The 15,492-nt window shown below is 57.8% G+C and carries 14 protein-coding genes; 3 read left to right on the forward strand and 11 right to left on the reverse strand.

The window, feature by feature from the left end; genetic code table 11:
• Positions 1-18: 18 nt before the first annotated feature.
• Both ACFQY0_RS16420 and ACFQY0_RS16425 read right to left on the reverse strand, forming a co-directional pair.
• Positions 19-1,302, reverse strand: a complete 1,284-nt coding sequence (locus tag ACFQY0_RS16420; RefSeq protein WP_379714625.1) for a sulfatase family protein — start codon at positions 1,300-1,302, stop codon at positions 19-21.
• A gap of 229 nt (positions 1,303-1,531) precedes the next feature.
• Entirely contained in the window at positions 1,532-4,009 is a 2,478-nt protein-coding gene (locus ACFQY0_RS16425) for an autotransporter-associated beta strand repeat-containing protein (RefSeq protein WP_379714591.1), read from the reverse strand.
• A gap of 283 nt (positions 4,010-4,292) precedes the next feature.
• On the opposite strand from ACFQY0_RS16425, the gene ACFQY0_RS16430 reads away from it, so the two are divergent.
• Positions 4,293-5,066 (forward strand): 3-keto-disaccharide hydrolase, encoded by a 774-nt coding sequence (locus tag ACFQY0_RS16430; protein ID WP_379714594.1) that lies wholly within the window; start codon positions 4,293-4,295, stop codon positions 5,064-5,066.
• A gap of 284 nt (positions 5,067-5,350) precedes the next feature.
• Complete coding sequence (locus tag ACFQY0_RS16435) at positions 5,351-6,934, forward strand: L-lactate permease (protein ID WP_379714596.1); 1,584 nt, start codon at positions 5,351-5,353, stop codon at positions 6,932-6,934.
• A 120-nt stretch (positions 6,935-7,054) separates the two neighbouring features.
• Here the strand turns inward: ACFQY0_RS16435 and ACFQY0_RS16440 are convergent, their stop codons facing one another.
• The 9 genes from ACFQY0_RS16440 to ACFQY0_RS16480 all read right to left on the reverse strand — a co-directional run bounded on the left by ACFQY0_RS16440 (position 7,055) and on the right by ACFQY0_RS16480 (position 14,530).
• Entirely contained in the window at positions 7,055-8,317 is a 1,263-nt protein-coding gene (locus ACFQY0_RS16440) for a BatD family protein (RefSeq protein WP_379714598.1), read from the reverse strand.
• 23 nt (positions 8,318-8,340) lie between these two features.
• Complete coding sequence (locus tag ACFQY0_RS16445; protein ID WP_379714601.1) at positions 8,341-8,916, reverse strand: tetratricopeptide repeat protein; 576 nt, start codon at positions 8,914-8,916, stop codon at positions 8,341-8,343.
• On the reverse strand, positions 8,913-9,833 hold the full coding sequence (locus ACFQY0_RS16450; RefSeq protein ID WP_379714603.1) for a vWA domain-containing protein: 921 nt from the start codon (positions 9,831-9,833) through the stop codon (positions 8,913-8,915). Before ACFQY0_RS16450 ends, ACFQY0_RS16445 begins: the two co-directional genes overlap by 4 nt.
• Positions 9,833-10,861: a vWA domain-containing protein gene (locus tag ACFQY0_RS16455; RefSeq protein WP_379714605.1), complete on the reverse strand. Its 1,029-nt coding sequence runs from the start codon at positions 10,859-10,861 to the stop codon at positions 9,833-9,835. The genes ACFQY0_RS16450 and ACFQY0_RS16455 overlap by 1 nt, the downstream gene beginning before the upstream one ends.
• Positions 10,855-11,307: a DUF4381 domain-containing protein gene (locus ACFQY0_RS16460; RefSeq protein WP_379714607.1), complete on the reverse strand. Its 453-nt coding sequence runs from the start codon at positions 11,305-11,307 to the stop codon at positions 10,855-10,857. Before ACFQY0_RS16460 ends, ACFQY0_RS16455 begins: the two co-directional genes overlap by 7 nt.
• Positions 11,308-11,311: 4 nt before the next feature.
• A complete protein-coding gene (locus tag ACFQY0_RS16465) occupies positions 11,312-12,229 on the reverse strand; it encodes a DUF58 domain-containing protein (RefSeq protein ID WP_379714609.1) in 918 nt (305 codons plus the stop codon).
• Positions 12,230-12,323: 94 nt separating this feature from the next.
• Entirely contained in the window at positions 12,324-12,743 is a 420-nt protein-coding gene (locus ACFQY0_RS16470; protein ID WP_379714611.1) for a GxxExxY protein, read from the reverse strand.
• Between the two features lie 222 nt (positions 12,744-12,965).
• Positions 12,966-13,925 (reverse strand): AAA family ATPase, encoded by a 960-nt coding sequence (locus ACFQY0_RS16475; RefSeq protein ID WP_379714613.1) that lies wholly within the window; start codon positions 13,923-13,925, stop codon positions 12,966-12,968.
• Positions 13,922-14,530: a DUF502 domain-containing protein gene (locus tag ACFQY0_RS16480; protein ID WP_379714615.1), complete on the reverse strand. Its 609-nt coding sequence runs from the start codon at positions 14,528-14,530 to the stop codon at positions 13,922-13,924. Before ACFQY0_RS16480 ends, ACFQY0_RS16475 begins: the two co-directional genes overlap by 4 nt.
• Before the next feature lie 329 nt (positions 14,531-14,859).
• Between ACFQY0_RS16480 and ACFQY0_RS16485 the strand changes: the two genes are divergently transcribed.
• Positions 14,860-15,492, forward strand: a 633-nt coding sequence (locus ACFQY0_RS16485) for an RHS repeat-associated core domain-containing protein (RefSeq protein ID WP_379714618.1), incomplete at its 3' end; no start/stop codon positions are given.

Here is a 15,492-nt window from a genome sequence, read left to right on the forward strand (position 1 = left end):
GGGAGATTCTTCAGCATATCAGTCGGTCATGAGGGCAGGAGTGTCCTTCAGCCATTCGTCGATGAGCTTGGATAGCCTGGCAACTTTCTCAGGATTTTTTGCGGCGATGTTCCTGCGGTCGTCCGGGTCGGTCTTGAGATCGTAGAGTTCGTTGCCGGACAGGGTGGCGGTGAGTTTGTCCCAGCTATCGATGACGACATGAGCGACGAGTCCGTCCTTCAGATCGTCAAGCTTGTCGAGATCGCTGTCGTGTTCGTAGACGTCAACGAATACGCGATCCCGCTTTTTAAGCGCTGCCGTCTCACGTAGATCGAGGCCGCTCATGGCCTTCGGTGGTTCAATGCCGCAGGCCTTGAGTATGGTTGGGGCGATGTCGATGTTGCTTGCGAGCGTTTCCGAGTCGCGAAGGGGTTTGATCGTGCCTTCCTGGGTAATGAAGATCGGGGTCCGGATGCCGGCCTCGACCGGTTCACGCTTCGAGCGGATGGAAGCATTGAGCTTGTTAGGGTTCTGAACCCATCCATTGTCACAAGTGTAGATGAAGATGGTATTCTCGTAGAGACCTTCCTTCTTTAGGTAGTCGACGATCTGCCCGCAGCCTTCATCGAGCCATTCGACGTTGGCCCAATAACGGGCGGTGGGTTCGTTTGGCGCGATGTCCTTGTATTTGTTGAACAGGCGATCGGGCGCGTTGTGGGGTGAGTGGGGAAGAAAGACGCCATACCAGATCAAGAAGGGTTTTTCGTCAGCTTTTGATTGATCGATGAAGTCGTAGATCGGCTCCATCGTTTTGCGTCCGATATCGAGTCCCTTGTCGCCGTGTCGACCGCCCTTGCTGGGATCGCCATGGGTCATGGCATCGGTGAAACCGTGATCCAGCGGGTCGCCCTCCCACCACTTTCCGGTTTGAAGGGTGGCGTAGCCGCCTTCCTTGAGGCTCTTGATGAACGAAGGCATGCTTGCCATTGGGCTGGTCATGTGAGCTCGCATTTCGATCTGTTTCTCTTTGCTCGATTCCTTGTATCCGACAGGGTCATTCCCTCGGATGCCCGTTTGGTGAGGATAGAGTCCCGTGGCCATGCTCGCAAGGGAAGGTCGGCACAGAGGAGCCGTCACGTATCCTCGCTCGTAGACCACTCCTGCTGCGGCCAGACGATCAATGTTCGGGGTCTTGATATGGGGGTGACCCATGAATCCGTAATCGCCGTAGCTTTGGTCATCGCTCAGGAGGAAGACGATGTTGGGACGTTCGGCATGGGCGGATTGGACGGCGAACGCCAAAATCGCGACGGTGATCCACATTCTGTGAAAGGGCTTGTTGAACTTCATTTGGGTGGGAAGATGATCTTGGAAAAGAGGGAAAAGAACTGTCTTGTTAGAGATCGGGAGGACGATGCATTCGTGGAGCCCGAACCTGTTGCGCTAGTGAAAAGCGAGGCACTCCGTCCTGATGGTGGGATGAATATGAGGCGCAAGAATGAACCGCTCCACACAATAGTGTTGGAGCGGTTCAAGGAGGATTGCAATTTCCTTAGTTCGGGATGACCTGGAGTCGAGTGAACCATTTTCCCTCACCAGTCGGCAGGGTATAGCTCAACGTGCTGTCGTCATTGCTTGTCAGGTCCTCCTCCGCCACAGGCGACCAGTCGACGAGATCTTGCGAGGTTTGCACCACGAACTCGGTGCCATAGGCGCTGGCCGGGATGTTGCCGCCGTTGGTCCAGGTGATCGCTCCATCTACGATGCCGGGAAGGGTGATCACTCCGGTGTCGTTCATGAAGTAGGCGATACCGTTTTCCACACCGTCGTGGTTGAAGTCCTCGTCCGCTGTCTGGCCACCGAAGTTGGCGGCGGCCCAGGCGTCATAGCCGGCGGCTGCACTGTTGCTATCGACCGTGAGGATCCCCGTGCCTGAGAAGCGGCTGTCGTCGATGATGTCCGGAACCGGGTCCGAAGAGGAACTTCCGTAAGTCCCATCCAGCTGGGCTTCAGTTCCGAAGAATAGCGCCGAGACGACTTCATCTCCGGTCAGATCGACGATTCCGCCGTCGATGATGAGTGTGCTCGTGTCAGCGATCGAGCTTCCTGTTAGAGCGAGGACGCCTTCCTCAATGGTGGTATCACCCGTATACGTGTTGCTTCCCGAGATCATCAGGGTTCCTACTCCTGTCTTGGTAATGCCGTGGGAGCCGCCGTCCTCGGTGATGTCAGCGTTCAGGACGAGGTTGCCGCTTCCATTGTGGGTGACGAGGAGGTCGTCTGCCAGAATCATGATGCCTCTGCCGGCTTCGGTAGTTACGGTGTAGCCCAGGGTGGCCACACCGGTGAACGCAGCATCGACGGTGATTCTCGCAGGATCTTCGCTTGAGTCGGTGTCGAAGGTCAGGTTGGCCGGATCGGCATTTCCTGGCAGGACCAGGCTGATCGAAAGGTTGGCCGTGGATGTCGTGTCAAAGGTGATCGAGCGCACGACCTGGTCATCGGCAATGTAAGGAGATCCCCTTCCGTTGATGGGTGCGGAGAAGAACAAGTCAGTGGTGCTATCGAAGCTGGGGAGGATGTTACTGGTCCAGTTGCCTGCGGTTTCCCAGCTCCCATTGGCGCCGGCTCCCGTCCATCGGTGGACCAGTTCTTCGACGGAAATAAGGCCCGAAACGGCGTCAGGCAGGTCGCTTGAAGTCGCACGGATGGTGACGCTCCCCAGATCGTAAGCGGTGAAGGTGGCGCTGCCGTCTTCGTTGTCGGTGAGGTCGCTGGGATCAAGGTTTCCCGTAATGTTTTCCAGGGACCATGATTCGGCATCGTTGGCGATGAAGTTATCCACGTCGTCGCGCGAAATCGCGTAGACCGTGAGAGTGTCCGAAACGAAGAGCGTGAGGTCTTCCACCGGAACACCCGATCCATCGGGCTCGGTTTCAATCGTCAGCTTGGTCGCGGGGCCGGCGAGGATGTCGATGGATTCACTCGCTTGGCTGGAAACGAGTGGTTCGCCACTGGTTTGGAGGGCGGTAAGGGTGATGGATTCGGCCTTGGTGTATTGGACCGAGTTCAGGGTCGCCGTGCTTTGGCCGGTTCCGATGGTTATGGTATTGCCGCTAATGGTGCCAGCACCCGAAGCCGACAGACTGATCTCGGTTGGCTGGGTCACGGCGTAGGGCGCGTCGCTACCGTCCCGCACTTCGACCGTGACGGAGAAGTCACTTCCTGCCGTGGCGTCCGCAGGCACAGAGGAAATGACCAGTTTGTTGTCGGTGGCGGGTTCGGCGATCACCGCGACGTTGTCGATCATGGTGTTGTTTCCGCCAGCGACGGCTCCGGTTCCACCAGTGAAGGCCAGTTCGAAAATGACCGTCTGACCTGCTTCCAATCTCCTGTCCGCGAGCCCGGTGAGGGGGATGTCGACGTTGTCGCGGTCGAGGAAGGGGCTGCTGCCGTCGGTGAGGATGGTTCCGCTCAAGACGACACCTTCCGTCACGGCACTACCTTCCAAGACACTCAAGGTCCAGGCGTCGGGAGCAGAGGTCCGAATACGGACACCATCGAAGTGGAAGCCAGTCAGGTCGACGGCGGCTTCGCTGGTATTGGTGATCGTGAAAGTCATTTCGCCACTTGGAGTCCTGTTCAGCAAGCCTACGGCCGCGGTGGCTGCTGAGACATCGGTGCTTGGTGGACTGGTGGTGATGCTTCCCCAGGAACCATCGTCGCTTGCTCCGTTGTTGTGAGCAGAGGCACTCCAGCTAGCCCAGCCCGGGTAGGTGTCGTCGACGGTATCCGCCGTGCCGACTGCTTGTCCGCTTGCTCCGTTAGTGACGGTGGCGTTGTAGGTTTTCCCACCTTCATCGGACCAGGCATCCCAACCGGCGATCACCTCAGCCGAGGCAATCGGCGAGGAGATCAACCCGAGAGCCAGAACCATGGCACTGGTTCCGGGGATAACGGAGTTGGTGGAAGAGAGGATGTGGTGGAACCACGCACGGGGATTTCTTGAATTTCCTAAGTTTAGATTCATGGATTTTTGGGGTTATTGATGGGTTTCAGACGGGTTTGGGGTGATGGGTTCAATCAGAACATCCGAAGATGGATCTACCAGAACACGGGGAGATTGAGCACATCCATGACACGCGTCATGTCACGGAAACTGGCTACAAGCAGAGTGCGAGGACGCGTGGGTCTCGATCAAGGTAAGGTTTCGGCAGGATTTCGTGACCGATGATCTGGCTTAAGGAGGATTCCGCCATGTGGCTTGGATACGTGACATGCATTCGGTCGAAAACTCACGCAAACTGCATTCCATGATGATGAAACCTTCGAGAAATTGCTTTATCGCACAGGCTTGTGCGCTGACCGTGTTGGGCCTGGTGACGAGCGGTGCCGGGACGATCGATTCAAATCAGAAGGATTGGTATGAGCGCTACAAGTCCCAGGAGAATGTGCCCAAACCGGGGGAAATGCAGCTGAATGAAACCGCTGAGCCTGAGCTGAATGACGGCTTCGTCAAACTCTTCAACGGGAAGGATCTAACCGGTTGGTCGACTAGGGGCGGCAAGTCGCTTTTCGAAGTGAAGGATGGCGTCATTGTTGGGAGTGTCGTGCCTGATACGCCGAGCACCTATCTTTGCACCGACCGAGCCGATTTTACGGATTTCGTTTTCACTTGTGAGTTGAAGTGGACGGTTGATTTGAATTCCGGTGTCATGTTCAGGGCGGCGGTGAGAGAGAAGGGAAAGCAGGAGGAGGTTTTCGGGCCCCAGGCTGAGATGGAAGGGGTTTCAGGAGATCGCAAGTGGTCCGGCGGAGTCTATGGCCAGTCCTGCGGCGGCTATTTTTACCCGCTCTGGCTGAAGGAGCACGAAGCCGCACGTTCCGCGCTGAAGCCCGACGGCTGGAATCGGATTACGGTCGAGGCAAAAGGGAAGGTGGTGAAAACCTGGGTCAACGGGGTTCCCGCCGCCCATTGGGTGGATGATGGGACCTACGCGACCGGCTTCTTCGGGCTTCAAGTGCACAAGGCGAAAAAGGGGCAGGTGCTGTTCCGTGATATCCGTGTGAAGGAGTTGAAGAATTAGCGGATTGAAAGACGGAGGCATTCTACAAGGGCAGGGTGTCAGGACCTTGGGTCGAACGGATCAGGGAGGTCCGCCGGTTTCAGAACTGAAAGCCGGCTTCAGCAGTGTTGGAGCGTGAAGAGCTTCTCACGCAGAATGGCTGATTCCGGACGCATGGTTTGCTCAAGGGTTTTCGAGCCCATTTGGGTTGCCTAAAAACACGGGCATCGGAGATCGCTCTCGATGAAGCAGGGCAGGGGGGATCGAGGATGATAGGGGAATCCTGCGAACCACCCAGCGCTCAAATGAAGGATGTCATTCTGGCTCTCGCCCCAATCCTCGCATTGCTGGTGCTGATGACGAAATCGGATCCATGGCCGGCCTACAAAGCGCTCCCTTTCGCGGCAGTCTTGATGTATTCGGTCAAGATCTTTGGATTTGATCTCGAGCTCAACACGGCGAACGCGGTGATGATTTCGGCCATTTTCAAAGCTCTGACTCCGATCCTGATCGTCTGGGGTGCGATCTTTCTCTTCAGTACGATGGAGCATTCGGGCGCGATGGATGTGATCCGCAAGAAGCTCGCGACGATCACCGGAAACAGGATCGGGCAGTTGATGATCGTGGGATGGGCATTTTCCTTTCTGGTGGAAGGCGCGAGCGGCTTTGGAACCCCGGCCGCACTGGCGGCACCGATACTTGTGGGACTGGGTTTCTCTCCGATACGAGCCGCCATGTTCTGTCTCATCATGAACACCGTGCCGGTCTCATTTGGTGCGGTTGGGACGCCAACATGGTTCGGCTTTCAAAGCCTCGAGCTGTCCCATGAGGAGCTTCTCCAGGTTGGTTTGCGTTCCACGATCATGCACGGTGTCGCGGCTTTGGTCGTGCCCCTTATTCCGCTGAGGCTTCTGTGCTCAATGGAGGAGATTAGAAAAAACATCATTTTCATTTATCTGTCGATCCTCAGCTGCGTGATCCCCTACATCGCCCTGTCGTTCATCAGTTACGAGTTCCCGGCGATTATCGGAGGATTCGTTGGCCTGATTGCGACAGTCCTGTTGGCGAAGTTCAATGTCGGATTGACGCGCAGCGAAGGGTGGCAGCTCCGTGAACAAGTCTCCGGCTGGGCCGTCGTGAAGGCGTCATTCCCTATCTGGGGGACGGTGCTGGTGCTGCTCATTACCCGGATTCCCCAACTTGGATTGAAAGGGATGATGACGAGTATGGAACCGTTATGGTCCGCGCCGATCGGATCGCTTGGTGTCTTCACCCTGTCGAAGTCACTAGCCATGAAGATGGATCATGTCCTTGGCACCGAGAACATCGGATGGGATTTCATGACCCTTTATGTGCCCTGCTTGATTCCATTCATTCTGATATCCTTGGTGAGCTTTGTGGTGTTCAAGGTGGATCGAGAGAAGCGCCGGATGGTGGTGTCGGAATCTGCCAGGCGCATGTTCCTTCCCTCCGTGGCCTTGTTTGGAGCGCTCGTCCTGGTGGAGCTTCTTCGCTATGGAGGAGACGCTTCCTGCGCGGCGATAATCGGTGCCTCGCTCGCCGATCTTCTGGGAAATGGCTGGAAAATGGGCGCCCCCTTTTTAGGCGCGCTGGGCTCATTCTTCTCGGGTTCAGCGACCGTGTCCGCAATGACTTTTGGATCGATCCAGGAAAATGCTGCAACGACTCTCGGGCTCGATCCCATCACGGTTCTGGCGATGCAGTCGGTCGGTGGGTCGATGGGGAATATGGTCTGCATTCATAATATTGTGGCCGTGTCGACAGTGGTCGGGCTGCCACATCAGGAAGGCTACCTGCTGAAGAGGACGATCGTTCCGATGCTCGTCTACGGCTTCATCGCCGGGGCTGTGGGATGCCTGATGAGCTGAGCGCGAAGTGATTCGGGACTCGGGAAGGAGGCGAAAGAAAGCGGAATGCGATAGGCGGCTGTTAGAGCCTCGGATTGGCAGGGTCCTTGTCCTTGCGGCGGCTCGGTCACGAGGAGCTGGCTATGGGTTGAGTTCCGGGAGTTGGCTGACATGATCAGCCTGGGCAGGATGATGCTGCGACTGGCGAAAGGCTCTCGCGAGGGCCTCGCCCGTCCATTCCTGCTGGTTTTTTGGGATGCCGTAAATCATCGAGTTCAGCCGTCCGAGCTCCTCTTTCAGGGCCACCGAGGAGATGATTTCTGAGTCGAATTGCCGGAAATGGTTCCATGCGGCAATCGAGGCAGCCGGATCGTTACTCCGGCATGCTTTCACGAACTGCCGTGCTGCGCGTCGCTGAGGGGGATCGATCCGATCATGGAGCTCATGAAGCCCGCTTGCAATGGATCTGCGGTAGAAGGCTGCGAGCCCGAGAACGATGACGACGGGGACGAGCCAAAGGTAGCGCAGGGGGGATGGCTTCGCGGGCGGAGTCGGGGGGGCTGTCGCCGTGAAGGTAATCGCAGGCAGAGTCTTCGACTCAAGGGTTTCGGTGCTGGGATTCCACCAGTCGAAGCGAATCTCCGGCAAGGTATGCAGGCCGGGTTGCTGGACGAGGTAGGTAATGGTTTCACGACGCTCGCCAAGGAAGGTGCCCCGTTCGGTTTTGTCGCTGACCTTCGGAGTTGCCGGATAGGTGCGAATGCCCTCGATCTCCGGGGTGGGCGCAGGCTTGAGGGCGATCCCCGTCTGCTGGCTGGCACGTTGGACGATGGTGCGCTTGAGCACTGCTCCGGTTTCCAGTGGGCCTGGCTTGGGATCCCAGGTTTCTTCAATCGTCAGTGAGTCGGTGGTTACGAGAAATCCGAGCGACTCGCTGTTAGGTGGCCGCTTGAGGGTCAGTGTGACGGATTCGGTCTGGTATGAGGCATCAAAGACCGGACCCGTGTAGCCTTTGGTATGACTGAAGCGCGCGGTGATGGGGGGGAACTCAATGTTGCCGCTCGCCTGGGAAAAGAGGGCAAACTCGTGGCTCTGAACGAAGACCTCGTTTCCGCCATCAGTCTCCGAGGAGAGGACCGGATTGCCCACTTTGATGACAACGGTCTGCGGAATCTCCGGGATATCGAATGAGGCCGAACTCTTGAAGGATCCCTCGGCACGAAGCTCGATAAAGATGGGAACGCGTTGGCCGGTCCATGCTTCCTTTTTGGGGATCACCAGCGTTGCTCCCGGTTCGGCAGCGAGGCCGATTGTTGGAACGAACAGGAAAAGAAGCAAGGATACCAACGATCCCATCAAGCTCGGAATCTGATCGGGAAACCGCTGCGGTTCCTTTGATGTCATTGGGTTCGCGTGCGGAAAACTCTTCATTTCTGCTCCTCTCCAAATTGCTCCTGATAGGCGAATTTGCTCTTCAGGAAGTCCGCGGGGCTGGTCTGGACGCGACGGAGCCAGAGGGCTTGCGTGGAGCTGTTAGATGAAGCCTTGTCGCCCTCCATCTGGGTTTCCTGACCTCCCGGCTTCTTTTTGTCGAAGACGATCTTGTCGGCGCCAAGCTTCTGATCTCCCATGTCTCCGCCCTTCATCTCCATCAGTTTGGCTCGAGCCTCGGCGAGTGCGCGATTATCGCTGGCTTCCTTCCATTCCGGGCGTCGCGTGAGGGCCCGATCGTAGCTCGCGATGGCATCCTTGTACTGACCCAGAAAGACCAGACAGTTGCCCCGGTTATAATGAGCTTCGGCAGAATCGAGCCGCGAGAAAATGGCCTGGGCTTGTTTGAACTCGCCAGCCCGATAGAGCGCAACTCCCTGTCTCATCGGATCGTTGAATCGCTCGGCAGCTGCTTTGAAGTCTCCTTTATCAAAGGCGCGCTGGCCTTGCTGATCCGGGGTCAGCCACAGGGAGGCCCAGCTGAGAGTGGCGAGGATGGCAACGGTTTTCATACGGTCTCCTGGGTTTGGGATTCGCGACGAAAGGGCAGAAGCGCGAGAACGACGAGGAGGGGAACAAGATAGTAACCGCCATCCTGCCAGCGAACCCTGCCATCAGCGCCTCGCGCAACGGGCGCTCGTGCCGCCCGCTCCACGATGCTTTGGATGTCGGTGTTGTCGTCAGTCATCGGGACGAGTCGGGCATCAATCGACTTTGCCAGGCTGTCGAGTTGGCTGGTATCGGCGGAGACAGGTGCGATGGCGAGAATCTGGATGTCGGGCGAGTCGGCGGCCTCGTAGGCCGTGGTGATTTCCGCAGTGCCGCTGCTTCCCATGTCTGTCATGATCAGCAGCGTGCCTCCGGAGTCTTTGAGGAGCTCGGCGGCTCGTGCGATTGCGAGGTCAAGGCGGTCACCTGGAACCGGCATGATCCCAGGGGAGATTTCTGCCGCCATCGTGGCAACGGCGGAAGTGTCCTTCGTCGGCGGGAGCACAAGGTGAGCGCTGCCTGCATAGGCGATCAGGGCGAGAGGTTGCCCTTTCCGAGCCTGGGAAAGATCGGCGATCTTCAGGTGGGCGCGTTCGAGTCGCGAAGGTTCCGGATCAGGGGTGTCCATGCTGGTGTCCGCCTTGAGAAGGACGATGAGCGGGGTGGCGTCCTCGGCGAATGGACTGGGCTCCGGTTTCCATGAGGGACCCGCGATGGCAAGGACGGCGACAAGCCAGGCGACGAGCAGGGGAAGGAGCGAGCGGGGTTTGCTGTCCGATTGATCGATCAGCGCATCGAGAAGATCCGCATCGACCTGGGCCCGCCATCCTCGCAGCGGATCGGCGTGCTTACGCCAGATCCACCATACGCCAATCGCCAGAACCGCCAGCCATAGCAGGGATGGTCGGAGAAAGTGAAAGGACTGGAAATGTTCTAACATTAGGATGTGACCTCCAATTCTCCGGTGACCGGGTTGACGTGAAGAAGCGGCGCCTGGGTAGGGGCGGCGTCCGGGGCGCGGCGCAATCGGATCGTGCCAGCAAGTGAAAGCGCAAGGGCAAGGAGCAGGGGAATGAAGAAAACGTCGTGTCTCGGACGGTAGGAAAGCTTCTTGATCTCGCGGGTCTCGATCTTATCGAGTTCATTGTAGATGCCCGCAAGTTGATCACGGTCACCGGCGAAATAGGAGCGACCACCGGTGATCTCGGCGACTTGATCGAGCGCTTGCTGGTCGAGCTTCTCTTCTCCGACGGATCTCGGATCACCGATGGCGACGGTGTGGATGCGGATCTTCCGCTCGGCGGCGACACGGGCTGCTTCGATGGGCGGTACCTGGCTTTTGGTGTCGTTCCCGTCTGTTAGAGCGATGATGGTCTTGGCGGGCGCATCGGAGGAATCGAAAAGATTGATGCCAAGACCGATGGCATCTCCGAGTGCCGTCCGGGGGCCAGCCATGCCCACAGCCGTTTCATCCAGGAGTTTTCTCGAAAGCGAGAGATCGGTGGAAAAGGGTGCCTGAAGGAAGGGCGCATCTCCAAAGACGACAAGTCCGACCCGATCTCCTTCGCGTTTTTCGAGGAAATCGCCGAGGATTCCTTTCACGGCAGTGAGCCGATCCACCTTTTTTCCGCTGGCATCGGTGAAATCCTTCGCCTGCATGGAGCCAGACAGGTCGACGAGGAGCAGGAGGTCTCGGGTGGGAACGAGTTTTTCGATCGGGGCTTCGATCCACTGGGGACGGGCAAGTGCGCTGAGCACGAGGAGCCAGACGAGGATCGGTGCGACCGATCGAAACCAGTTGCGCCTGACCTGCGTCGTCAGGGGAACTTTCGAGATGGCATGTTCGAGGCGTTGTCCAAAGGGGACACGAAGTGTGGCCGCCGAGCGCGGGCGCGGTGGAGCGAACCGCTTCACGATCCACGGCAAAGGAGCGAGCACGAACAGCCAGAGATAGAGAAAGGTCAGCATGGGCGCGTGTGGTGGCTGATCCAGGTGTGGGCGAAGTCCTTGAGGGCGGGCAAGTCAGAGTCGCTAGGTGAGGGATGATAGATCGTGCGACCGAGCGCTTCGCGTACGACATCGGAAGGCTCCAGATTCGACCGCTCGGACAGCCACTGCGTCCAGGCATCTCCCTGAAGGCCGGCGATTTCCTCCCGCGGTGCGACGGCCAGCGCGGTTCGGCGGAGGATCTCGGCGACTTGAACCGATGAATCGGCCGTGGCGAGCTGACGGATGGCTTCACGGCGATAGGCATTCTCCCGCCAGCTGCGGAATGTACGGTAGGCGTAGTAGCTGGCGACGATGATGGCGATGATCAAGAGGGCGATCCATCCAGGCGCGGGCGGCCACCACGAAACATCCGGAGGAAGGACAATGTCGTGGAGATTGCTAAGATCGGCCGGATCCTTTTCCATGGTCCTAACGGCTGGGATTCTGACCAAACGACTTTCGGATCTGGTCAATGACGGGTTGATCGGTGGAGAGCGGGAAAAGCGGGATGCGAAGATGGAGGAAAAGTTCCCTCCACTGGCGGGTGAGCGCTTCGAAGGTGTCTCTGAAGGCTTTATCGAATGCCTTGTCCGTGGGGATTTTCCAGTTCCTTCCGCGATCTCTGGCTTCCATGTCCGTGTGACCGGTGAGTTGAATGCCCAGAGGATCGTAAACCGCAGTGACGATCAGGTCGTTGTGGGCGCTGATCCGGGTGGTCAGCCTCTTGGTTTCTTCGTCAGCCCCATCGAGATCGGTGATGAGGACGACGAGGTGGTCATGGGTGGCGCTGTGAAGCGCGGCTTGGAGGGCATGGTTGAGTGTGACATCTCCCGTTGGAAATTCGGGTTCCGCGAGTCGTTGATTGTAGCGTTCGATCTCATGGAAGAGCCGGAGTGCCTGAGCAGGTCCGCGCTGAGGTCGGAGCGTCGTGAGTTCCTCCTCATTGAACACGATGCCGCCGATCCGGTCTCCGCCGTTCAGCGCGCGCCAGGCCGAAAGTGCGGCGAGTTCGGCGGCAGCCACGGACTTCATGGTGCGCCGACTCCCGAAGAACATCGGAGACCGTTGGTCGACGACTAACAGGACAGGGCGCTCACGCTCTTCGCTGTAGACCCGGACGTGAGGTTTGCGCAATCGAGCCGTTGCCTTCCAGTCGATGGTGCGGATGTCGTCCCCAGGGTGGTAATTTCGGAGCTCCTCGAAAGCGAGGCCGCGGCCGCGAAGTCGCGAGGCGTGTCGGCCAGCGAGCAGCGATCCGACGGGTTGACGTTGCTGAAACGAGAAACCACGCGCCTCGGCCTTCAACTGGACGAGGTGATCAAGAGTGATGGTGGTGAGGGAGGGCACGGTGAAGAGGATATTACAGAAGGTCGCGAAGGACGCTAAGGGTTACCCCGCGAAGCGGAGTAGGTGTTTCGTGGTATCTGCTCTTTGGTGAACATTATTTGTTGTCAGAATCCGGCCTGTCGGCACCTTGGAGGATCATGCGTGACACTCCGTCGGTCAGGCGGAGAGAATGAAAATTGATGATAAGACCTAACGGGATATCGAGGAGCTTCATGTAGCTGAGAAGTTGAGCCTTGTGAATCGGCAGGACTTTCTCGAGAACCTTGAGCTCAAGAATGAGGTGCTGCTCGACGAGAATATCGATTCGCAGAGGCTCCTCAAACACGAATCCTTTGTATTCGATGGGAACCCGAAGTTGTTGGCTTGCGGTGATCCCTTGCAATCCAAGTTCGCGCAAGACGCACTTCTCGTAGATGGACTCGATCAAGCCGGGCCCTTTCAATTTGTGAACCTCGATCGCCGCTCCAATGGCAATGTGGCTGAGTTCATCGGCTCTATGAAACTTGGGGTGCATCGAATTTTCTCTAGAGGGGCTTTGCGGCTTTAGCGTCCTTTTGACGAGGGAGGTGGCAGTGAAGAGGGATACTACAGAAGGTCGCAAAGCACGCGAAGGATTTCTCGCTGAAGGTTCGTAAGTGTTTTGTGGTGTCTCTTGTTTGTTCGGCGATGGTACGGGCCCTGTCAGCCTCCTTCGATCTGATGAATCTTAGCGATCTTCGCGTCCTTCTGTAAAAACCTAGACGGCTACCACCTGCCCTAGCAGCGCTTCGATGATTTCCGAGCGGTTGATGCCGGCGGCTTCGGCTTCGTAGGTGGGATGGATGCGGTGGGCGAGGCAGGCTGGCGCCACGGCGCGGATGTTTTCAGGCGAAACGAAGTCCTGCCCCTGGAGCCAAGCGTGCGCCCGGGCAGCTGCGTCGAGGGCGAGCGTGCCGCGGGGGCTGGCACCGAGGCGGATCCATTTCTCAAGATCCCCGCCGTGGCGCTTGGGCTCGCGGGTGGCGATGACCAGATCGACCATGTACTTTTCCGCCGGCTCGGCGACATGGATGGCATTCACTTCCTCGCGGGCGGTGAAAATAAGTTCCTGATCGATCGCCGCTGGTGGCTCGCTGGAGCTCCCCGCCTTTTCTCCTCGGACGAGGCGCAGAATGGCGGCTTCGTTCTCTGCGGGGGGGTAGGGGACATTCACGTGCAGGAGAAAGCGGTCCATCTGCGCTTCGGGAAGCGGGTAGGTTCCTTCCTGTTCGATGGGGTTCTGGGTGGCGAGGACGAGGAAGAGCTTCGGTAGCGCGTGCGTGGTTCCGGCAACCGTGATCTGGCGTTCCTCCATAGCCTCCAACAGCGCCGCCTGGACTTTCGCCGGAGCTCGGTTGATCTCGTCGGCAAGGATCAGGTTTCCAAAAATGGGCCCAGGTTGGAACTCGAAGCTCCCGTTCTGTTCTCGATAAATCTCTGAGCCAGTGACATCAGAAGGCAGAAGGTCGGGGGTGAACTGCACCCGGCTGAACTCGCTTTTGATGAGTTTCGAGAGGGTCTTGATCGAGCGGGTCTTGGCAACGCCGGGTAGGCCTTCCATGAGAAGGTGGCCATCGGCGAGGAGGGCGATGAGGATGCGTTCGACGACTTGTTCCTGGCCAATAACGGCCGCGTTCATCGATTCGGAAATGCGCAGGATGGCTTCGCGAGGTGTCATGAGGATAAGGGAAGTTTTACGCCAGAGGCTTTCAGGGCTGTGAGGATTTCGGATGAGCCCGTTCCCCATTTGGAAATGCATCTCATCATGGTGGTGAGCGGAACATCGACGGGATAGACGCGTGCAGATGGCATGATGAAGATGCCGCCCGCCATGGGTGTAGGAACCGACGGCATGAAGACAGTTGAGAGACCATCTTCATGGGTTTCAATCAAAAAGGCGGGTGCCAGACAACCGTCTTCCACAACGATCAAGGCGGGCTGGAAGTTGTGCTCGTCTTCAAAGCCTGCGGTTTTCGCAGCAATGGATCGAAGCGATGAATAGCCGGGAATGCGATCAAGAACCGCGCCTTCAATCGACCGGCCAATCGCTTTCCCAATCGCCGTATTGAACAGCAGTCCGACGATCAAACAGACGAAGACGAAGACAATGAAAGCGATAATCTGGGGGTGATTCACCTCGTTTGGCAGATGCCCGGCGATGGGCCTCACGATGACTCCCAGCTTGACGAGAATTTTCAGGAAGAGCAGCAGGGCGAGCCAGGCAGGAAGGACAACGAAAAGCCCGGTGATCAAGGCCGACTTGAGCGAATGGAGAGAGCGCATGTCGGGAGTATGAAGGGAAAGATCGCCAGTGAACAAGGTTCAGCTGCGCCGTCTTGACGATTGTCGCGCTCAATCTGCCAATCTTCAGGGGGCGAGGCTGGGGCTGGGCGTTCTCCTTTCGGGTGCTCCCCCCAGTTGCCGAAGGCGTCAAGACCCTTCGTGGCCCCGCCCCTCGTGCAAAGGGGCCTAGCTATCGGAGATGTCCTGAAAAACGATCGACAGAGAGCCACGATTTTGCGCGAATGCTCATCAAAATGAAGACCAGTTTCGAGATCCATGATCGGTGCGATGCGCCCGAGGCATCTGGTTCTGCTCGAAGGAGAACCCAAATGAATCGAAAGCTCAAGATGGTCGGGCAAAGTCGGAGGACTGGCGGTTCCGTTGGAAACAACGCCTACGTTGGCGACGTGCCATCTATGATTACGATTCGAGGGAAAGCTAGCCTCACGCGCCGTAAGATCACGGGCACGGACCTCCCGCCAAATGGCGACACCAGTATTCGTCGCTACGAGACGGCAAAGCCATTCGATCAGTCCTGGACCTACCGCTACGCCAAGGGGAGAAAAGCCGCCCGCCGCGTCCTGAAGTATGTTTACGAAGTTCATGACCATATCCCTTCCAAGACGAAAGGCTTAAGAACCGATGGCTCCGGCTCCGGCTACGGCTACGGCTACGGCTACGGCTACGGCTACGGCTACGGCTACGGCTACGGCGCACGCGGCGAGTCGTCGAAGCCAACCGGCGACCAGTCTTCGGTTCGCGGTCGTTCCAGCTCCCTGCCAATGAGCGGAGTAGGCGAGATTTGCTACTACGGCCATCGATACTACGATCCGGTCACGGGAAGGTGGCCATCTAGGGATCCGATCGGGGAACGGGGCGGGGTGAACCTGTATGGGTTCGTGGGGAATAACGGAGTGGGTTGGGTTGATCGTCTTGGGTTGGAAAACGTTGAAGTCGAAAGT

Source organism: Haloferula chungangensis (assembly GCF_042664875.1).
GTDB classification, from domain to species: Bacteria; Verrucomicrobiota; Verrucomicrobiia; order Verrucomicrobiales; family Akkermansiaceae; genus Haloferula; species Haloferula chungangensis.

Bases quoted from the DNA above. Each gene is read 5' to 3' on its own strand.
- ACFQY0_RS16430 (WP_379714594.1), top strand. From the start codon at position 4,293: ATGATGATGAAACCTTCGAGAAATTGCTTTATCGCACAGGCTTGTGCG.
- ACFQY0_RS16480 (WP_379714615.1), bottom strand. From the start codon at position 14,530: ATGCGCTCTCTCCATTCGCTCAAGTCGGCCTTGATCACCGGGCTTTTC.
- ACFQY0_RS16470 (WP_379714611.1), bottom strand. From the start codon at position 12,743: ATGCACCCCAAGTTTCATAGAGCCGATGAACTCAGCCACATTGCCATT.
- ACFQY0_RS16460 (WP_379714607.1), bottom strand. From the start codon at position 11,307: ATGGAAAAGGATCCGGCCGATCTTAGCAATCTCCACGACATTGTCCTT.
- ACFQY0_RS16445 (WP_379714601.1), bottom strand. From the start codon at position 8,916: ATGAAAACCGTTGCCATCCTCGCCACTCTCAGCTGGGCCTCCCTGTGG.
- ACFQY0_RS16455 (WP_379714605.1), bottom strand. From the start codon at position 10,861: ATGCTGACCTTTCTCTATCTCTGGCTGTTCGTGCTCGCTCCTTTGCCG.
- ACFQY0_RS16425 (WP_379714591.1), bottom strand. From the start codon at position 4,009: ATGAATCTAAACTTAGGAAATTCAAGAAATCCCCGTGCGTGGTTCCAC.
- ACFQY0_RS16450 (WP_379714603.1), bottom strand. From the start codon at position 9,833: ATGTTAGAACATTTCCAGTCCTTTCACTTTCTCCGACCATCCCTGCTA.
- ACFQY0_RS16420 (WP_379714625.1), bottom strand. From the start codon at position 1,302: ATGTGGATCACCGTCGCGATTTTGGCGTTCGCCGTCCAATCCGCCCAT.
- ACFQY0_RS16475 (WP_379714613.1), bottom strand. From the start codon at position 13,925: ATGACACCTCGCGAAGCCATCCTGCGCATTTCCGAATCGATGAACGCG.
- ACFQY0_RS16440 (WP_379714598.1), bottom strand. From the start codon at position 8,317: ATGACATCAAAGGAACCGCAGCGGTTTCCCGATCAGATTCCGAGCTTG.
- ACFQY0_RS16435 (WP_379714596.1), top strand. From the start codon at position 5,351: ATGAAGGATGTCATTCTGGCTCTCGCCCCAATCCTCGCATTGCTGGTG.